Raw genomic sequence first — 15,857 nt, 5'->3', positions numbered from 1 at the left:
AAATTTAATTTTTATGAAAAAGGAAATTTTGACCGTATTTTTTAGCAAAAAACAAATGGCATAAGTCTTGTGGAATTTAAGCACACATAATATGGGTTGCCTTTTTAAAACATATTATGAAATTTCACGTTAACGAATTAAAACGATAATGACAATTTGTCATTCGATTTACTATGACAGAATTTGAAGATATAAGTTTAGAAGAAATGATAAGCGACGGATTTGATATTGTAGCTCAGGAAATCAACATTGATGATCTTGCGGAAACAGAAAAAAATTCTGAGCAAAAGATATTCCCGATCCTTCCTGTAAGAAATATGGTGATGTTCCCGAATGTTGTAATCCCGATTACTGCCGGAAGAAAAGCATCTATTCAGTTATTGGAAGAAGCGCAGAAAAACGGCGATTTTATCGGAATCGTAAGCCAGAAAAATTCAGATCTTGAACAGCCTGCCGAAAAAGACTTGTTCCAGACCGGAACTTTGGCAAAGATCATCAAAATCATTAAACTTCCGGAAGGAAATATCACGGCTATTACCAAAGGTTTTCACCGTTTTAAAATAAAGAAAGTTGTTGAAAAACAGCCTTATTTTAAAGCAGAAATATCAAAATTAAAGGATTCTAAGCCTAAAAACAAGGAAGAATACGAAGCATTGCTGGAAAACGTAAAAGATCTTGCCCTTAAAATTATTGAGCTGGATCCAAACATTCCGAATGCTGCGAATTTTGCCATAAAAAACATCAACAACAATGATGATCTTCTAAATTTCATCTGCACCAACGCTAACTTTCCGTCTTCAGACAAACAGAAACTTCTAGAAGAAAAAAATCTGATGGAAAGAGCCAATAAGTGCTACGAAATGATGCATGAAGATTTCAGAAAGCTTGAATTGCGAAACCAGATTCATCAGAAAACATCAAAGGATCTTGATAAACAGCAGAGAGAATATTTCCTGAACCAGCAGATCAGAACGATTCAGGAAGAGTTGGGAGGTGGACCGGAAGGCGATGTGGAAGATTTGATTAATAAAGCAAAATCCAAAAAGTGGAGCGATGAAGTAGAGGAACATTTCCAAAAGGAAATCAACAGATTACAGCGTCAGAATCCGAATTCACCAGATTATAATGTTCAGAGAAATTATCTGGATTTTTTCACAGACCTTCCTTGGGAAACGTACACCAAAGATATTTTTGATATTGCCAAAGCGGAGAAAATTTTAGATAAAGCCCATTTCGGTTTAGAGGATATCAAGAAAAGAATTCTGGAGCACATGGCGGTTTTAAAGCTTAAAAACAACATGAAATCCCCTATCCTTTTGCTTGTAGGACCTCCGGGAGTTGGTAAAACTTCATTGGGAAAATCTATTGCGGATGCATTGGGAAGAAAATATGTAAGACTTTCTTTGGGTGGGCTTCATGATGAAAGTGAGATCCGTGGTCACAGAAAAACATATATTGGCGCGATGGCGGGAAGAATTCTTCAGTCTATCAAAAAATCCGGAACCTCCAATCCTGTTATTGTTCTGGATGAAATGGATAAAATCGGACAGGGATTACATGGCGATCCAAGTTCGGCACTTTTAGAAGTTCTTGATCCTGAACAGAATAATTCATTCTATGATAATTTCTTAGAGATGGGTTATGATTTGTCTAAAGTGATGTTTATTGCAACGGCAAATTCATTATCAACCATTCAGACTCCTCTGTTAGACAGAACTGAAATCATTCAGATTGCAGGCTATACTTTAGAGGAAAAGATTGAAATTGCAAAAAGACATTTAATAAAAAAACAGCAGGAAGAAAACGGCTTGGATTCTAAATCATTCAAACTGGGCAATGCTGAATTAAAACATATTATTGAAGCGCACACTTCGGAAAGCGGGGTAAGATCTCTTGAAAAAAGAATTGCAGGAATTGCTCGCTGGGTAGCTTTGCAGACTGCTTTGGTGAAAGATTACGATCCTAAAATCTCCATCGAAAAAGTAGACGAAATTTTAGGCGTTCCGAGACCGAAAAGCTTATCTGAAATTACCGGTGTTCCGGGCGTTGTAACAGGTCTTGCATGGACAAGTGTAGGAGGAGATATTTTATTCATTGAAAGTATTTTAAGTAACGGAAAAGGTTCATTATCCATGACCGGAAACTTAGGAACTGTTATGAAAGAATCTGCAACCATTGCACTGGAATATATTAAAGCGAAACATGATGAACTTGGAATTTCTCAGGATGATATTGAAAAGAAAAACATCCACGTTCACGTTCCCGAAGGTGCAACGCCAAAAGACGGACCTTCAGCAGGAATCGCCATGCTGACTTCTATGGTTTCTTCTTTTAAAAATAAAAAGGTAAAACCTCATCTTGCCATGACAGGAGAGATTACTTTAAGAGGAAAAGTTCTTCCGGTGGGTGGAATTAAAGAAAAACTTCTGGCAGCAACAAGAGCCGGAATTAAAGAGGTGATTCTTTGTGAAGCCAACAGAAAAGATGTGGAAGAAATTAAAAAAGATTATCTGAAAAATCTGAATGTACATTACGTTAGCAGAATGGAAGAGGTAATCGAAATTGCACTGGAAAAATAATTCAGACTTATCATTTAAATAAAAAACACGTCTCAGATTTGAGATGTGTTTTTTATTGTTTTTTTACTAAAGGTAAACAGCCTTATTAAATGGCATACATTTTTCTAATGAGTTGAAAAAGATTTAAAGGTTAAAGCACTTAACTCGAACGGTTTTTATTATTTTTATAGAACAGATTTTCACACCATGAATTTACTTCGACTTCCTTTTCTTGTAAAACTTACGCTGGTCGTTATTTCCATCATCGGATTAGGCTACCTTATTTCATTGGGGAAAAGCATTTTAGCTCCGTTTTTTCTGGCATTTTTAATGGCTATGCTTTTTTTGCCTGTTGCCAATTTTCTGGAGAGAAGATTGAGATTTTCAAGATCAATGTCTACCATTGCTTCAGTTCTAATGATGCTGCTTATTTTAACAGGTCTGATTTATTTTTTCGGATCACAGCTTTCCGACTTCAGCAAAGATATTCCGCATCTCAAACAGCAGTTTACCTCCGTGGCTGCAGATATCCAGCATTGGGTTTCCAGAACTTTTCATGTGAAAATAGATGAACAGCTGAACTATCTTGATCAGGGCTTAAATAAGCTTTTATCTTCCTCAGGAGTTATTCTGGGATTCACTTTTGGAGTATTTTCTTCAAGTTTAGGTTTCTTTGTATTTTTCATTCTGTTTTTCATCTTCATTTTAAATTACAGAAGAATTTTAAACAACTTTATTATTACGGTTTTTAGCGAGAAACACAAAACGAGTGTTCAGGAAGTGGTAGGCGAAGTGAGAGTTATGACCAAAAAATACATCATCGGACTTTGTCTTCAGATCCTGATTGTTTCTACTCTTACCTCTATTGTCCTTACAATTTTAGGCGTTAAATATGCGATTCTTCTGGGAGTTCTTACAGGTTTATTAAATGTAATTCCTTATCTCGGAATCTGCATAAGTTTACTGATCTCCTGCTTTATCGCTTTCGCAACCTCTACTCCTTCTACCTGTATTTATGTAGCAATCGGATATATTGCGGTTCATGTTGTGGACGGAAATATTGTTCTTCCGTTTGTGGTAGGATCAAAAGTAAAGATCAACGCATTATTTTCTTTTATAGGAATTCTTATTGGAGAACATTTGTGGGGAATTGCAGGTATGTTTTTATGTATTCCGGCGATTGCTATTATTAAGATTATTTTTGAGAGAGTTCAGGGACTTCAGCCTTGGGGAAAATTGCTGGGTGAAGAAGAAAAACCCAATAAAAAGAAAAAGACATATAAAATTTCCAAAAATATCACATTAAAAGAAATGGATTAAAACAAAAGAAAGCCTTCGAATTTTGAAGGCTTTCTTTTTTATTGTTACAATGCGCAAAGCGGCTGTAATCCGTTTGGACAAACTTCCGTACAGTAGATATACTGTCCACTGTCCGGACAATATCCTACAGGGTCTCCAGGATTTCCGGGATCTCCTCCTCCACCTAAACAAGGATCGCCCGGCGGAATTTTACAAGGACATCCAACAGGTCCGATATCGCATTTTTCTGCGCCACCGCCTCCTTTAATTTCTCTTAAATCTGCACGATTTAGTTTTTTAAGATTTTTCAGCATAATATTTAGTTTTATTTGTATTGTGCAACAAATATATTAAATCAATCCATATAGTTTACTAAATATCTCTCAAAACAGAGAATTTATTTAAATTTTATTTTCTTTTTAATCAGCCAATTGTATTTTTATTTAACTTTAATAAAAAATGAAAACATGAAAATCGTAAAATTTATCCTGTCTCTTCTTTTCGGATTAATGTTTATTAATGCCGGATTAAATAAATTCTTCAATTATATGCCGATGGAAAAGCCGACTCCCGAACAAATGAAACTTTTTGCCGCATTTGGAGAAATCAGTTGGCTGATGCCGCTTACAGGAATAGTCGAAGTTATAGGCGGTCTGCTTTTTGTTTTTCCTAAAACGAGAGCTTTAGGCGCCATTATTATTCTTCCGGTAATGATCGGAATTGTCTGCCATATCTTCACCTTAGACAAATCTCCCATGGGAATGTCAATTGCCGGAGTTCTTTTCCTTATCAATCTTTGGATGATTATCGATAATAAAGAAAAATATAAAACCTTAGTGAAATAAAAGATTGAATGGTCAATGGTGAATTTTACTTCACGAGTGAATTTTGAAATTAACAAGCAAAGTGATTTGATCATTAACCATTCATTTTTAATATCATACAAATGCGCTGAAACCTGTAATTGATCTTCCTACGATAAGGGAGTTGATTTCCTTTGTTCCTTCATAAGAATAAATCGCTTCCGCATCGGCTACAAATCTTGCGACATCATATTCCAGCAGAATTCCGTTTCCTCCCATCACTTCACGCGCTCTGGAAACAATATCCCTGGTTCTCATGGTACAGAAAACTTTTGCCAGAGAAGCGTGTTCGTCTTCTAAAATTCCTTCATCCTGCATTTCGGAAAGCCTGAAAACCATCGTCTGCATTGCCGTAAGATTAGAAAGCATCTCTACCAGATGTCCCTGAATCATCTGGAAAGAAGCAATCGGTTTTCCGAACTGTTCTCTTTTTCTTGTGTAATCCAGTGCACTTTCGTACGCTCCTCTTGCGCATCCTGTTGCCATCCATGCGACTCCCGCTCTCGTCATTCGCAAAACTTTTGCGGTGTCTTTAAAGGAATTGGCATTCTGAAGTCTGTTTTCTTCTGTTACTAAACAATCTTTCAGCGTAATCAACCCATTCTGAACAATTCTCAACGCCATTTTACCTTTGATTTTCTCAACGGAATACCCGGGATTGTCTTTTTCTACGATAAATCCCTTCACTTCGCCGTCATCTAAATCTCTTGCCCAGATAATAATTAAGTCTGCAAATGTTGCATTTCCGATCCATTTCTTCTGTCCGTTCAGGATCCAGCCTTCTGGCGTTTTTTTACAGGTAACCGTTAATCCTCCTGCAGCTCCGGAGCCAACTTCAGGTTCTGTTAATCCAAAAGCTCCGATTTTTTCAAATCTCTGCATCTGAGGAAGCCATTTCTGCTTTTGCTCTTCTGAACCGCAGATATAAATGGAACCCATTGACAAACCAGACTGCACTCCGAAAAAGGTAGCAATGGAAGCATCAATTCTAGCCATTTCCATCGCAATAACACCCTCCATTAAAAAAGGCATTCCGGGACAGCCGTACCCTTCGTAAGTAACTCCGCAGATATTCAGTTTCTGAAATTTTGGGATTAATTCATGCGGAAACTCATCTCTCAGCCAATAATGATTAACAAGTGGTTTAACTTCTTTTTCCATGAATGCTCTCACTTTTAACTGAATTTCACGCTGTTCAGGGCTTAATGTGTGATATATATCGTAAAAATCGCCATCGATTGCAGGAAGCTCTTTCTTCTTTTTATTCGGATCGAGCATTTTCATCATTCCGTTAAGCTGTTTATCATCTAATTTGGAGAAATTTTCCATCAGCTTGGGAAGATTTACCTTTTGAGAAATAGCACTTAACTGATCAAAATCTATGGATCTGAATAATTCTATGGCGTTTCGGATTTTGGAAAAAGTATTTGACATAATAATTTGTTGTGTTTGATTTGTAAAAGAACAGCAAAAATTACTCCGAAAATAGGGTATCCAAATCGTTAATAATTTACAAAATACTGAATTTCAAATAATTAAAATGGAATTTTTCTTTACAGAATTTTTACGTTTCATTTTCAAATATTACAAATGATTATGTCTGAACTTTGGGATAAGCAAAACATTAAAAATCTATATCTATGAAAACGAAGTACATCAGACTCACCATCGCAACAGCAATTTTATTAGGGTTTTATTCATGTAAAAAAGGAGAAGTTTCTTCTTCAGAACTGGAAAAATATGCAAACGCGGATTCCGCAGCAACAATAACTTCAGACAGTGTTTCTTCTGTTGCAACGATGAACGTAAAAGACAAACAGTTCATTAAAACAGCAGATGTAAATATGGAAGTGAAAGATGTGTACGAAGCAACAATTTCAATCGAAAAATCGGTTCAGGAATTGGGTGGATTTGTAACACACAGCGACCTAAAAAGCAACGTTGTTTCTGAAGAAACTTACAACACATCAGACGAGCAGGCAATGCTGATAAAAAAATACCAGTCCGAAAATGCCATGCAAGTAAGAGTTCCCACAGAAAAACTGGGCGAACTGCTCACTTTAATTAACAATAAAAAACTGTTCCTGAATGCAAGATCGATTAATGCGGAAGATGTAACGGCAAATATTAAATATTCCGCTCTGGAAGCTCAGCGAAACAAAAAAACAACCGACAATATTGCTCAGATGAAGGTAAATAAAGACAAAGTAACCATGAGCGATGAAAATATGAAGGAAGGAAACAGCCAGCAACTGGAAAGCATGAATATGACTGATATGCTGAAATACAGCACCGTTGATATTTACATTAAAGAACCCAAAATACGAATAGCAGAAATCGCTGTTACCAACACACAAAGCATAGACGACAAATACAAATTTGATTTTCTGTACAGTGCAAAATCAGCTTTTGTGGAAGGATATTATCTGATCCAGAAAATTGTAGTAGGACTCATCACAGTCTGGCCAATTGTATTAATCGGAATTGCCGCTGTTTATTTCGTAAGAAAAAGAAAACCTGTTAAAAAACAGCCTACAACAGAAATATAGCGATCCTAACTTCGGTTATCTATATATATTTTAAATTTTACAATAAACCTTCGGTAAATCCGGAGGTTTTTTATGCTTAAAAAATCTCTCATAAAATCCTCGTTAGATAAGTGTTTTACTGTTCACCTGTGTATTTCGAAACTGTCATAAGGGTTTTTATTCATTACCGAATATTTTGCAATCTGACTTCTTTTAAGTTTTCAGTTCCCTTTTGCAAACGGCTAATAAAGTGATTGATACAGATACACAAAACCCTGAGCTACAATTATTAAAAAATAAAGGTAATTACAAAAAAACAAAAAGAACGGAGAAATCATTTGGCAGAAGATAAAGAAGCCGACCATACAAAATCTTCTGCGTATTATTGTTCTAATATTGAAGCCACACAGTCTGGTTACATTTAGTCTTTATTAAGGGTATTCTCTTTATTTATAAATTCTATATAGTCAGATGGAGTCATATTCGTGATTCTTTTGAAAGCTTTATTGAAAGTTGATTGATGCTTAAATCCTGCTTTTGAATATAAATAAAGTAGTTTATAACGACGGTAATTTTTGTTGTTTTGAATTTCAGTTTTTATAAATTCTACTCTGTAAACATTTACAAAATTCTTGAAATTCATTCCTGCATTTAAGTTGATGGCTCTTGAAATATAGGTAGTATTGCTCTGAATATTATGGGCTAAAACTTGAATATTGAAATTTGAATCTTTCCAAGGAGTATTTATTTTGAAATAATTTTCTATTTGTTGGTATAATTCATTATAAAAAATAATCTTTTTTTCATCAAAACCGCCTTCTAAATTTTCCTCATCTGATAATAAGGAATCTTCAAAATCATTTTCTTCTTTTTGTATTATATGTGTATATTTTGATTTAATCAATATAGAATTATAATAAAAAATAAATCCAAAAATTAATGCATAAGAAATAATAATTTTACTGCTATTAAAATGTGAATTTCCTTTTGTTTGAGGTATTGTAAATGTATTTTTAAAAACAAATACTATCATAATAATAGTCAAACAAGAAATTACGGTCCAAATAATCACAATTTTTTTTGAAAAAATAGTATAAGTTCCTAAAGGGAAAAGAGTAAAAAAATGAGTACAGTAGGACTATTACTCCAAGTGAGTGAGCAAAAATAACAAAGAAACAAAAAAACAATAATTAAATAAGGTATCACATAAGGTTCAATGAGTATATAATCTAACCTGTAGATTACTAAAGCAGCAAATAAATCACAAAAAAAAGCGAGTAAAAAAATATTATATAACTGATTACCTTCTAAATAGTATAAAATACAATTAAGCAATAATACAATAAGTAAAACATAATGAAATTGTATAAAATATTTTTTTATTAAAGCATTTTCAGTAATAATATTAGAATTATTCCAAATCATAAAATTAATTTGAGATTACAAACTAAAAATGAATTAGCTATGTTAACTACATTCGTAAATATATAAAAAACTATAACACTTTTATTAATCAGATAAATAAATTTACAAATCAGCTAAATTAAAATACTGACTATCAGTAATTTTCATAAACACAAGCATTTCTGTGAATGCTAGAAAGAATACATACTTAAGTTTAAATATGATCATATTTTTGTAAAAATTGATCACTCAATGATTCCATCTACAAAAAAAACACGATCCTTTATTAGAATTTTTTTGATTTTAATAAGTAATGTATTATATGGAAATATGATTTTATATAAGGAATATATAAACATAGATACAGAAGTTTCCAATTTACGCTCTATCAATAATAACAGAACCTTAATAACCTATGAAGTTATTTTTTTTATAACAAAAGACTCTTATATGTATGGGGCAGAAAATATTTTTTTAAAGACTATTAAAGAAAAGAAAACTAAAAATAAATTAACAAAAAGTAGATTAAAAAAAAACGTAGTTCCCATAAAACATTTCTATAATAATCTTGAATCTATTTTTTTCAAAAGCAGCCATTTTGAAAATGCAAAATCATTAAATACTTCAAATTATTTTAGAACTCTTTATTTAGAAAATAGTTTTACACAAAAAAATTTGTTGATTAAGCCAAAAAATGATGATAAAGGCTATTCTAATTCGAAAATTAAGCAGACATGTATAAACAAGCTTTCGAATAGAGCTCCGCCATTATAAGTTATATAACAAAAAGTATTGGTGTCAGGTTTAACTTTAAATAGATATTAAAAATAACAAAACTTATGGGAATATTGGAAAAGATATTTCGCTGTTCCGATCCAGTAATTTCACAAAGTAAGATTTAAATTAAATTTTGAATAAAAATAAAATAAAACAATGAAAAAAAGTTTAACAATAGTTGCACTTAGCAGCTTTACATTTTCTCTTTCTCAAGTTGGAGTAAATACAGAAACGCCAAAAACAACATTAGATGTCAGCGCCAAAAGAGATAGCTTTGGTACTATTACCGATAATGCTCAGTTCTATGGTCTCCAAGCGCCAAGACTTACACGTGCTGAGCTTACAAGCCTTACTTCTGCCTATGGAACAGATCAGAAAGGAGCTTTAATCTACATTACAGATGTGTCGGGTGGAAATGCTTCATTTCCTAGAACAAATATAGATGCTGTTGGATACTATTATTTCGATGGCAGCCTTTGGCAGAAAATGAGCGGTGGTACCGCTTCATTAGGAGACCTAAGAATGGTGGGCAGCAACAACCATGTTACTCAGGATGCCGGTCAAAATTCTACCGGTACTACCACAGGTACTGGCTATTCTAATATTTTTATAGGACAAGGATCTGGTGATAGTGCTTTACTCAGTGCTCATCAAAATATTTTTATTGGTGATTATGCCGGTGCTTACTCAAAAACTCATTCTGCAGTTGTTATTGGATATGCTGCAGGTCAAAGTTTGGGAGGTGCAGCTTCCGCTCCCGATGAAGCTGCTGTAATAATAGGAAAAGCAGCAGGGTTAAATTTAGATTCTGTAGATACAGATGGAGCTAGCCATACTGTAATGATCGGAGATAATGCAGGGTCAAATGCGGGATCTTTTCTTAATGGAGTTATCTTGGGTTCTGAAGCAGGCTTAAATTCTAATAACAATAACGGTAATGTATACATTGGTAAACAGGCTGGATACCAAGATACAAACTCCAGTGATAATGTTTTAATTGGAAATAAAGCGGGATATGATAATATTGGCTCCTCTAATATATCTATAGGAGCTTCCGCAGGCTATAGTTCTCATGGAAATGATAATATTCTAATAGGAAAATTAGCTGGTAGTACTCTAAATGCTAATAACAACATTATTATAGGTAATAATGTTGCTGCTGCAAATAATACAGGAAATCAGCTCAATATAGGAAACTGGATCTATGGAAACAATGGCAGCATTGGAATTGGTACATCATCACCGGATACATCTGCAAAACTTGATGTTACGGCTTCTAATAAAGGATTTTTGCCTCCAAGAGTCAATCTGACATCTAATATTATGGATCTGGATGGAACTGCAGGTCAGGCAACCGGATTGCTGGTTTTTAATACGGGAGCAAGCGGGAATCTTACGCAAGGATACTATTATTGGGATGGAACGCAATGGAAGTCAGTAGGCTTAGGAGGAGCTGTTTATCAGAATATTACATTCGTGACCGGCTCCAGAACATCAACAGCTCAGGCATATACTATTGACGATGATGATTATTATGTATTTCTTAGGCTTTCAGCTACAGTTAACTCTGCCAATGTCACAACGGCAATTAATAACGCAACAGCACCGGCTTATGATATCACACTTTATAATATAAAACTACCTGATCCAACCACTTGCCCAGGAAGAGAAATTCATTTTATAAATGATTCGGATGGAGTAAACAGCGGTCCTGCCGGCGGCGGAGTTATTGCTTATACCAACTACCCAATATATGGGACATATTTGGATGGTGTAAGTACTAACTATTCTAACAACAGTACATCTTTTTATGAAATACGCAGCGTCTATCCAAAAGTGAAAATTGTTAGTGATGGAACCAGATGGATTGCTGTTCAAATTACTATCGTTTAATATATTCAACTACAGTAATTATATGAGAAGTGACCGTTTAAACATTTAGACAGTCACTTTTCTTATAAGAAATTGTGAAATTGTATAAATAATTAAATCTATTAATTCACCAACCAAAAGTATCCTATTACAAATTCTAATGTTTAGCAACCTTTAATCCGTACTTTCAATTACCTCTTCACCTCCTGTTTATGAATATTAAGATAGTGAGATTTTATGCTTAATCAATGTTTTCCAGAATATATTTTTTACGTTATTTAATTGTACTAATTGTTTGTAAAATTCAATAATATATGGCTCTATCATATTATTGAATTTGAACTCACCCGCTTTTTTTAATGCTTAATTAACATCATTGCCTGAAAATTACTTAAATTTGCGGTTTAAAACATATACTTGAATTTCAGCGAAATTTAGCCTGTTCTTACAGAAATTCAGCTTATTAAATCTTAAACTTAATGTATGCTATCAAAAATAAATCCTACTCAAACCAATAGCTGGAAAGCGCTTGATGAACAATTTGCCAACAATGATTTCGATTTAAGAAGCCTTTTCCAATACAATCCGAACCGTTTTAATGAATTTTCAATCAAAAGACCTAATTTTTTGTTTGATTATTCTAAAAATTTAATTGATTCCAAAACAAAAAATCTACTTTTAAACCTTGCAGAAGAATGCGAATTGAAAGATGCGATTTCTAAAATGTTTTCGGGAGATAAAATTAACGAAACGGAAGGAAGAGCTGTTCTTCATACTGCTTTGAGGGATTTTTCAGATAAAGAAATTTTGGTAGACGGCGAAAATATCAAGCCTCAGATCAAAAGAGTTCTGGATCATATGAAATCTTTTTCCGAAAGCATTATTTCGGGAGATCACAAAGGTTTTACCGGAAAAGAAATTACAGATGTGGTGAACATCGGAATCGGAGGTTCAGACTTGGGACCTGTGATGGTAGTTTCAGCTCTGAAGCATTTTAAAACAAGGTTAAACGTTCATTTTGTTTCCAATGTAGACGGAAATCATCTGGCGGAAACTGTGAAAACTTTAAACCCTGAAACCACTTTATTTATCATTGCTTCCAAAACGTTTACGACACAGGAAACAATGACGAATGCCAATTCTGCGAAAGACTGGTTCTTAAAAGCCGGAAAACAGGAAGATGTAGCAAAACACTTTGTCGCTTTATCTACTAACGTTCAGGCAGTTAAAGACTTCGGAATTGCAGAGGAAAATATTTTCGAATTCTGGGATTGGGTTGGCGGAAGATACTCGCTTTGGAGTGCGATTGGCTTAAGTATCGTTCTTGCAGTGGGTTATGAAAATTTTGAACAATTATTAAGAGGAGCTTACGATACAGACCAACATTTCCAGACGGCAGATTTTGGAGAAAACATTCCTGTGTTAATGGGACTGATCGGAATCTGGTACAGAAATTTCTATGCAGCAACTACTCATGCGATTCTTCCGTATTCTCAGTATTTAGACCGTTTTCCGGCATATTTTCAGCAGGGTGATATGGAAAGTAACGGAAAATGTGTGGACAGAAACGGGGAATTTGTAGAATATGAAACCGGACCGATTATCTGGGGAGAGCCGGGAACAAACGGACAGCACGCTTTCTATCAGTTGATTCACCAGGGAACAGAATTGATTCCGGCAGATTTTATTGCGTATGCAAAAAGCCCGAATAAAGTTTCTGACCATCAGGATAAATTATTGGCGAACTTTTTCGCTCAGACTGAAGCTCTTGCATTTGGGAAAACGGAAGAAGAAGTAGAAGCAGAATTAAAAGCTTCAGGAAAATCTGAAGAAGAAATTGAATTCTTATTAAATTATAAAGTCTTCCACGGAAATACACCCACTAACTCAATATTATTCAACCAATTAACTCCTTTTTCATTAGGACAGTTAATTGCGTTATATGAGCATAAAATTTTCGTTCAGGGGGTAATCTGGAATATTTTCAGTTTCGACCAGTTCGGTGTAGAATTAGGAAAAGTTTTAGCGAATAAAATTTTACCGGAACTTGAAAATAATGAGACGGTTAATTCTCACGATTCTTCAACCAACGGATTGATTAATTATTATAAAGCAAACAAATAAAATTATTGCTGATTTTCATTAATTTTGATTAAAAATACAAAGATATGAGTACTATTACCATCCATCTTAAAAATAAAGAAGAAGAAACTTTAATGGAAAATCTTTTGAAAAAGATGAAAATCAGCTTTGAAAAAAATGAGGATGATTTTGAGCTGACGGATGAAATGAAAAGGGTGATTGATGAAGCTTTAAAACAAGACAGATCAAAAGCAATAGATGGCAAAGAATCTTTAAAAAGAATCAGAGCTAAATATGGACTTTAATTATAAATTCTTGCCCACTGCCGAAAAAGACATTGAAGAAGCAACAAAGTATTATGCTGACATTTCGGTCAAAGTTTTAAAAAACTTCAATAAACAATTAGATCTGGCAATTGATAGAATAATTACAAATCCGTATTTTCAGAAAAGACACAGAAATGTAAGAGCTTTCACTGTAAAGAAATTTCCTTACATTATTTTCTATGAAATTAGTGAAGATGAAAAAATGATTTATATCCTCTCCGTTTTCTGCACCCACCAGAATCCGGAAAAATATCCATAAGAAAATCTAATAAAAAGTAATAAAGTAAAAATGGCACAAATTCTTGACGGATTAAAAGTATCCAAAGAAATAAAACAGGAAATTAAGGCTGAAGTAGAAAAAATTCTTGCCAACAAGAGAAGGGCTCCGCATTTGGTAGCGATTCTTGTAGGAAACAACGGAGCGAGTAAGGCTTACGTAAATGCAAAGGTGAAAGATTGTGAAGAGGTCGGATTTCAATCAAGCTTAATTAAATTTCCAAGCACGGTTTCAGAATCTGAATTATTGGAAAAAATCGACGAATTAAACAAATCTAAAGCAGTGGACGGATTTATCGTTCAGTTGCCTTTGCCAAAACAGATTGATCAGGAAAAAATTATCAACGCAATCGACCCGAGAAAAGATGTTGACGGTTTCCACCCTGAAAATTTCGGAAAAATGGCTTTGGAAATGGATACTTTTTTACCTGCAACACCGTTTGGAATTTTAACGCTGTTGGAAAGATACAATATTGAAACAAAAGGTAAAGACTGTGTTATCATCGGAAGAAGTAAAATTGTAGGAAGACCGATGAGTATTTTAATGGGAAGAAAAGATTTCCCGGGAAATTCTACGGTAACTTTAACGCACTCTTACACAAAAGACATCGAAGAATATACTAAAAAAGCAGACATCGTAATTACCGCTTTAGGTGATCCTCATTTCTTAAAAGGTGAAATGATTAAAGACGGAGCTGTAATTGTGGACGTTGGTATTACAAGAGTAGATGACGATTCTCCAAAAGGATACTATTTGGCGGGTGACGTAGATTACGACAGCTGTGCTGCGAAAGCAAGCTGGATCACGCCGGTTCCGGGAGGAGTAGGACCTATGACGAGAGCGATGCTGATGAAAAACACCATCATTGCTTATAAAACTTCGGTCTATAACGACTAATTTAAAATGAATTTAACAGAAGAAATATTATTAAAAGAAGGTAAAATGCTCCCTGTAATGGAGCATTTTTACACTCTTCAGGGAGAAGGAGCGCATACCGGAAAAGCAGCCTATTTCATCAGATTAGGTGGTTGCGATGTCGGTTGCCATTGGTGTGATGTAAAAGAAAGCTGGGATCCGAATCTCCATCCTTTAATGAATGCGGCAGACATTGCAGAAACCGCAGCTAAACATTGTAAAACAATCGTTTTAACAGGAGGAGAACCTCTGATGTGGAATCTTGATATTTTAACCGGAAAGTTAAAAGAATTAGGCTGTTCTATTCATATCGAAACTTCGGGAGCTTATCCGATGAGCGGACAAATCGACTGGATTACCCTTTCTCCAAAAAAAACCGGACTTCCGAAGGAAGAAATTTATACCAAAGCACATGAGCTGAAAGTCATTGTTTTCAATAACAATGATTTTAAATTCGCTCAGGAACAGGCTGCAAAGGTATCGGAAAACTGCACACTGTATCTTCAGAGCGAATGGAGCAAAAGGGATGAAATGTATCCTAAAATTACAGACTTTATTTTGGAAAATCCGGAGTGGAGGGCATCAGTTCAGACCCATAAGTATCTGAATATCCCATAAAAAATATGTAACTTAGCCTTTCGTATCCGTAATTGCCCATAGATGCAGAGAATTCGATACTCCAGATACCTGAAATCGATCATCGTTTTGCTTGACCTTATGGTTATTGCATCTATTTTTATATTCTTTTTTCTGAGCAGAAATGAAAGTTTAAAATACAATCAGGAAACATGGTATCAGAATTTATTTTCTCTGGCATTGTTATTTCTGTTCTGGATGCTTCTCAGCGGCAGGACAAAAATTTATAATATCCCGAGAAATCTTACCTATACTTTATTTTTAGAAAGGCTTTTAATCCATTTTTTACTTTTCATTCTGGGAGTTTTTCTTATCGGAAA

14 protein-coding genes and 1 pseudogene are annotated in these 15,857 nt (G+C 34.4%); 12 read left to right on the top strand and 3 right to left on the bottom strand.

Annotated elements, in window-relative coordinates; genetic code table 11:
• Positions 1–173: 173 nt before the first annotated feature.
• Together lon and WFK35_RS05365 are read left to right on the top strand one after the other, a co-directional pair.
• Entirely contained in the window at positions 174–2,579 is a 2,406-nt protein-coding gene (lon, locus tag WFK35_RS05370; protein WP_336731714.1) for an endopeptidase La, read from the top strand.
• Between the two features lie 186 nt (positions 2,580–2,765).
• On the top strand, positions 2,766–3,878 hold the full coding sequence (locus WFK35_RS05365) for an AI-2E family transporter (RefSeq protein ID WP_336731713.1): 1,113 nt from the start codon (positions 2,766–2,768) through the stop codon (positions 3,876–3,878).
• A 44-nt stretch (positions 3,879–3,922) separates the two neighbouring features.
• Here the strand turns inward: WFK35_RS05365 and WFK35_RS05360 are convergent, their stop codons facing one another.
• Entirely contained in the window at positions 3,923–4,171 is a 249-nt protein-coding gene (locus WFK35_RS05360; RefSeq protein ID WP_214587591.1) for a bacteriocin-like protein, read from the bottom strand.
• Between the two features lie 153 nt (positions 4,172–4,324).
• Between WFK35_RS05360 and WFK35_RS05355 the strand changes: the two genes are divergently transcribed.
• Positions 4,325–4,702 carry a DoxX family protein gene (locus tag WFK35_RS05355; protein ID WP_336731712.1) on the top strand — a complete coding sequence of 126 codons (378 nt, stop codon included), beginning with the start codon at positions 4,325–4,327 and terminating at the stop codon, positions 4,700–4,702.
• 93 nt (positions 4,703–4,795) lie between these two features.
• Here WFK35_RS05355 and WFK35_RS05350 read toward each other — a convergent pair whose 3' ends face one another.
• The gene (locus WFK35_RS05350) at positions 4,796–6,154 is read right to left on the bottom strand and encodes an acyl-CoA dehydrogenase family protein (RefSeq protein ID WP_336731711.1); all 1,359 of its coding nucleotides are present in this window, start codon (positions 6,152–6,154) and stop codon (positions 4,796–4,798) included.
• 206 nt (positions 6,155–6,360) lie between these two features.
• Between WFK35_RS05350 and WFK35_RS05345 the strand changes: the two genes are divergently transcribed.
• The gene (locus tag WFK35_RS05345; protein ID WP_336731709.1) at positions 6,361–7,269 is read left to right on the top strand and encodes a DUF4349 domain-containing protein; all 909 of its coding nucleotides are present in this window, start codon (positions 6,361–6,363) and stop codon (positions 7,267–7,269) included.
• 400 nt (positions 7,270–7,669) lie between these two features.
• Here WFK35_RS05345 and WFK35_RS05340 read toward each other — a convergent pair whose 3' ends face one another.
• Entirely contained in the window at positions 7,670–8,281 is a 612-nt protein-coding gene (locus WFK35_RS05340) for a helix-turn-helix domain-containing protein (protein WP_336731708.1), read from the bottom strand.
• 623 nt (positions 8,282–8,904) lie between these two features.
• Between WFK35_RS05340 and WFK35_RS05335 the strand changes: the two genes are divergently transcribed.
• The 8 genes and pseudogenes from WFK35_RS05335 to WFK35_RS05300 form a co-directional block, all read left to right on the top strand.
• The gene (locus WFK35_RS05335; protein ID WP_336731707.1) at positions 8,905–9,426 is read left to right on the top strand and encodes a hypothetical protein; all 522 of its coding nucleotides are present in this window, start codon (positions 8,905–8,907) and stop codon (positions 9,424–9,426) included.
• Positions 9,427–9,585: 159 nt separating this feature from the next.
• Entirely contained in the window at positions 9,586–11,322 is a 1,737-nt protein-coding gene (locus WFK35_RS05330) for a hypothetical protein (protein ID WP_336731706.1), read from the top strand.
• 462 nt (positions 11,323–11,784) lie between these two features.
• Positions 11,785–13,425 carry a glucose-6-phosphate isomerase gene (gene pgi, locus WFK35_RS05325; protein WP_336731705.1) on the top strand — a complete coding sequence of 547 codons (1,641 nt, stop codon included), beginning with the start codon at positions 11,785–11,787 and terminating at the stop codon, positions 13,423–13,425.
• A 44-nt stretch (positions 13,426–13,469) separates the two neighbouring features.
• Positions 13,470–13,688 carry a hypothetical protein gene (locus WFK35_RS05320; RefSeq protein ID WP_056010943.1) on the top strand — a complete coding sequence of 73 codons (219 nt, stop codon included), beginning with the start codon at positions 13,470–13,472 and terminating at the stop codon, positions 13,686–13,688.
• A complete protein-coding gene (locus WFK35_RS05315; RefSeq protein ID WP_108410135.1) occupies positions 13,678–13,968 on the top strand; it encodes a type II toxin-antitoxin system RelE/ParE family toxin in 291 nt (96 codons plus the stop codon). The genes WFK35_RS05320 and WFK35_RS05315 overlap by 11 nt, the downstream gene beginning before the upstream one ends.
• 30 nt (positions 13,969–13,998) lie before the next feature.
• A complete protein-coding gene (locus WFK35_RS05310; protein WP_336731703.1) occupies positions 13,999–14,883 on the top strand; it encodes a bifunctional 5,10-methylenetetrahydrofolate dehydrogenase/5,10-methenyltetrahydrofolate cyclohydrolase in 885 nt (294 codons plus the stop codon).
• Positions 14,884–14,889: 6 nt separating this feature from the next.
• Entirely contained in the window at positions 14,890–15,519 is a 630-nt protein-coding gene (locus WFK35_RS05305) for a 7-carboxy-7-deazaguanine synthase QueE (protein ID WP_288459690.1), read from the top strand.
• Positions 15,520–15,561: 42 nt separating this feature from the next.
• Positions 15,562–15,857, top strand: a pseudogene (locus WFK35_RS05300) (exopolysaccharide biosynthesis polyprenyl glycosylphosphotransferase); the annotation flags it as partial.

Source organism: Chryseobacterium sp. VD8, from assembly GCF_037149975.1.
Lineage (GTDB): Bacteria > Bacteroidota > Bacteroidia > Flavobacteriales > Weeksellaceae > Chryseobacterium > Chryseobacterium indicum.
The sequence above is the reverse complement of the archived record's forward strand: the minus strand, read 5'-3'. Positions and strand labels throughout refer to the sequence as shown.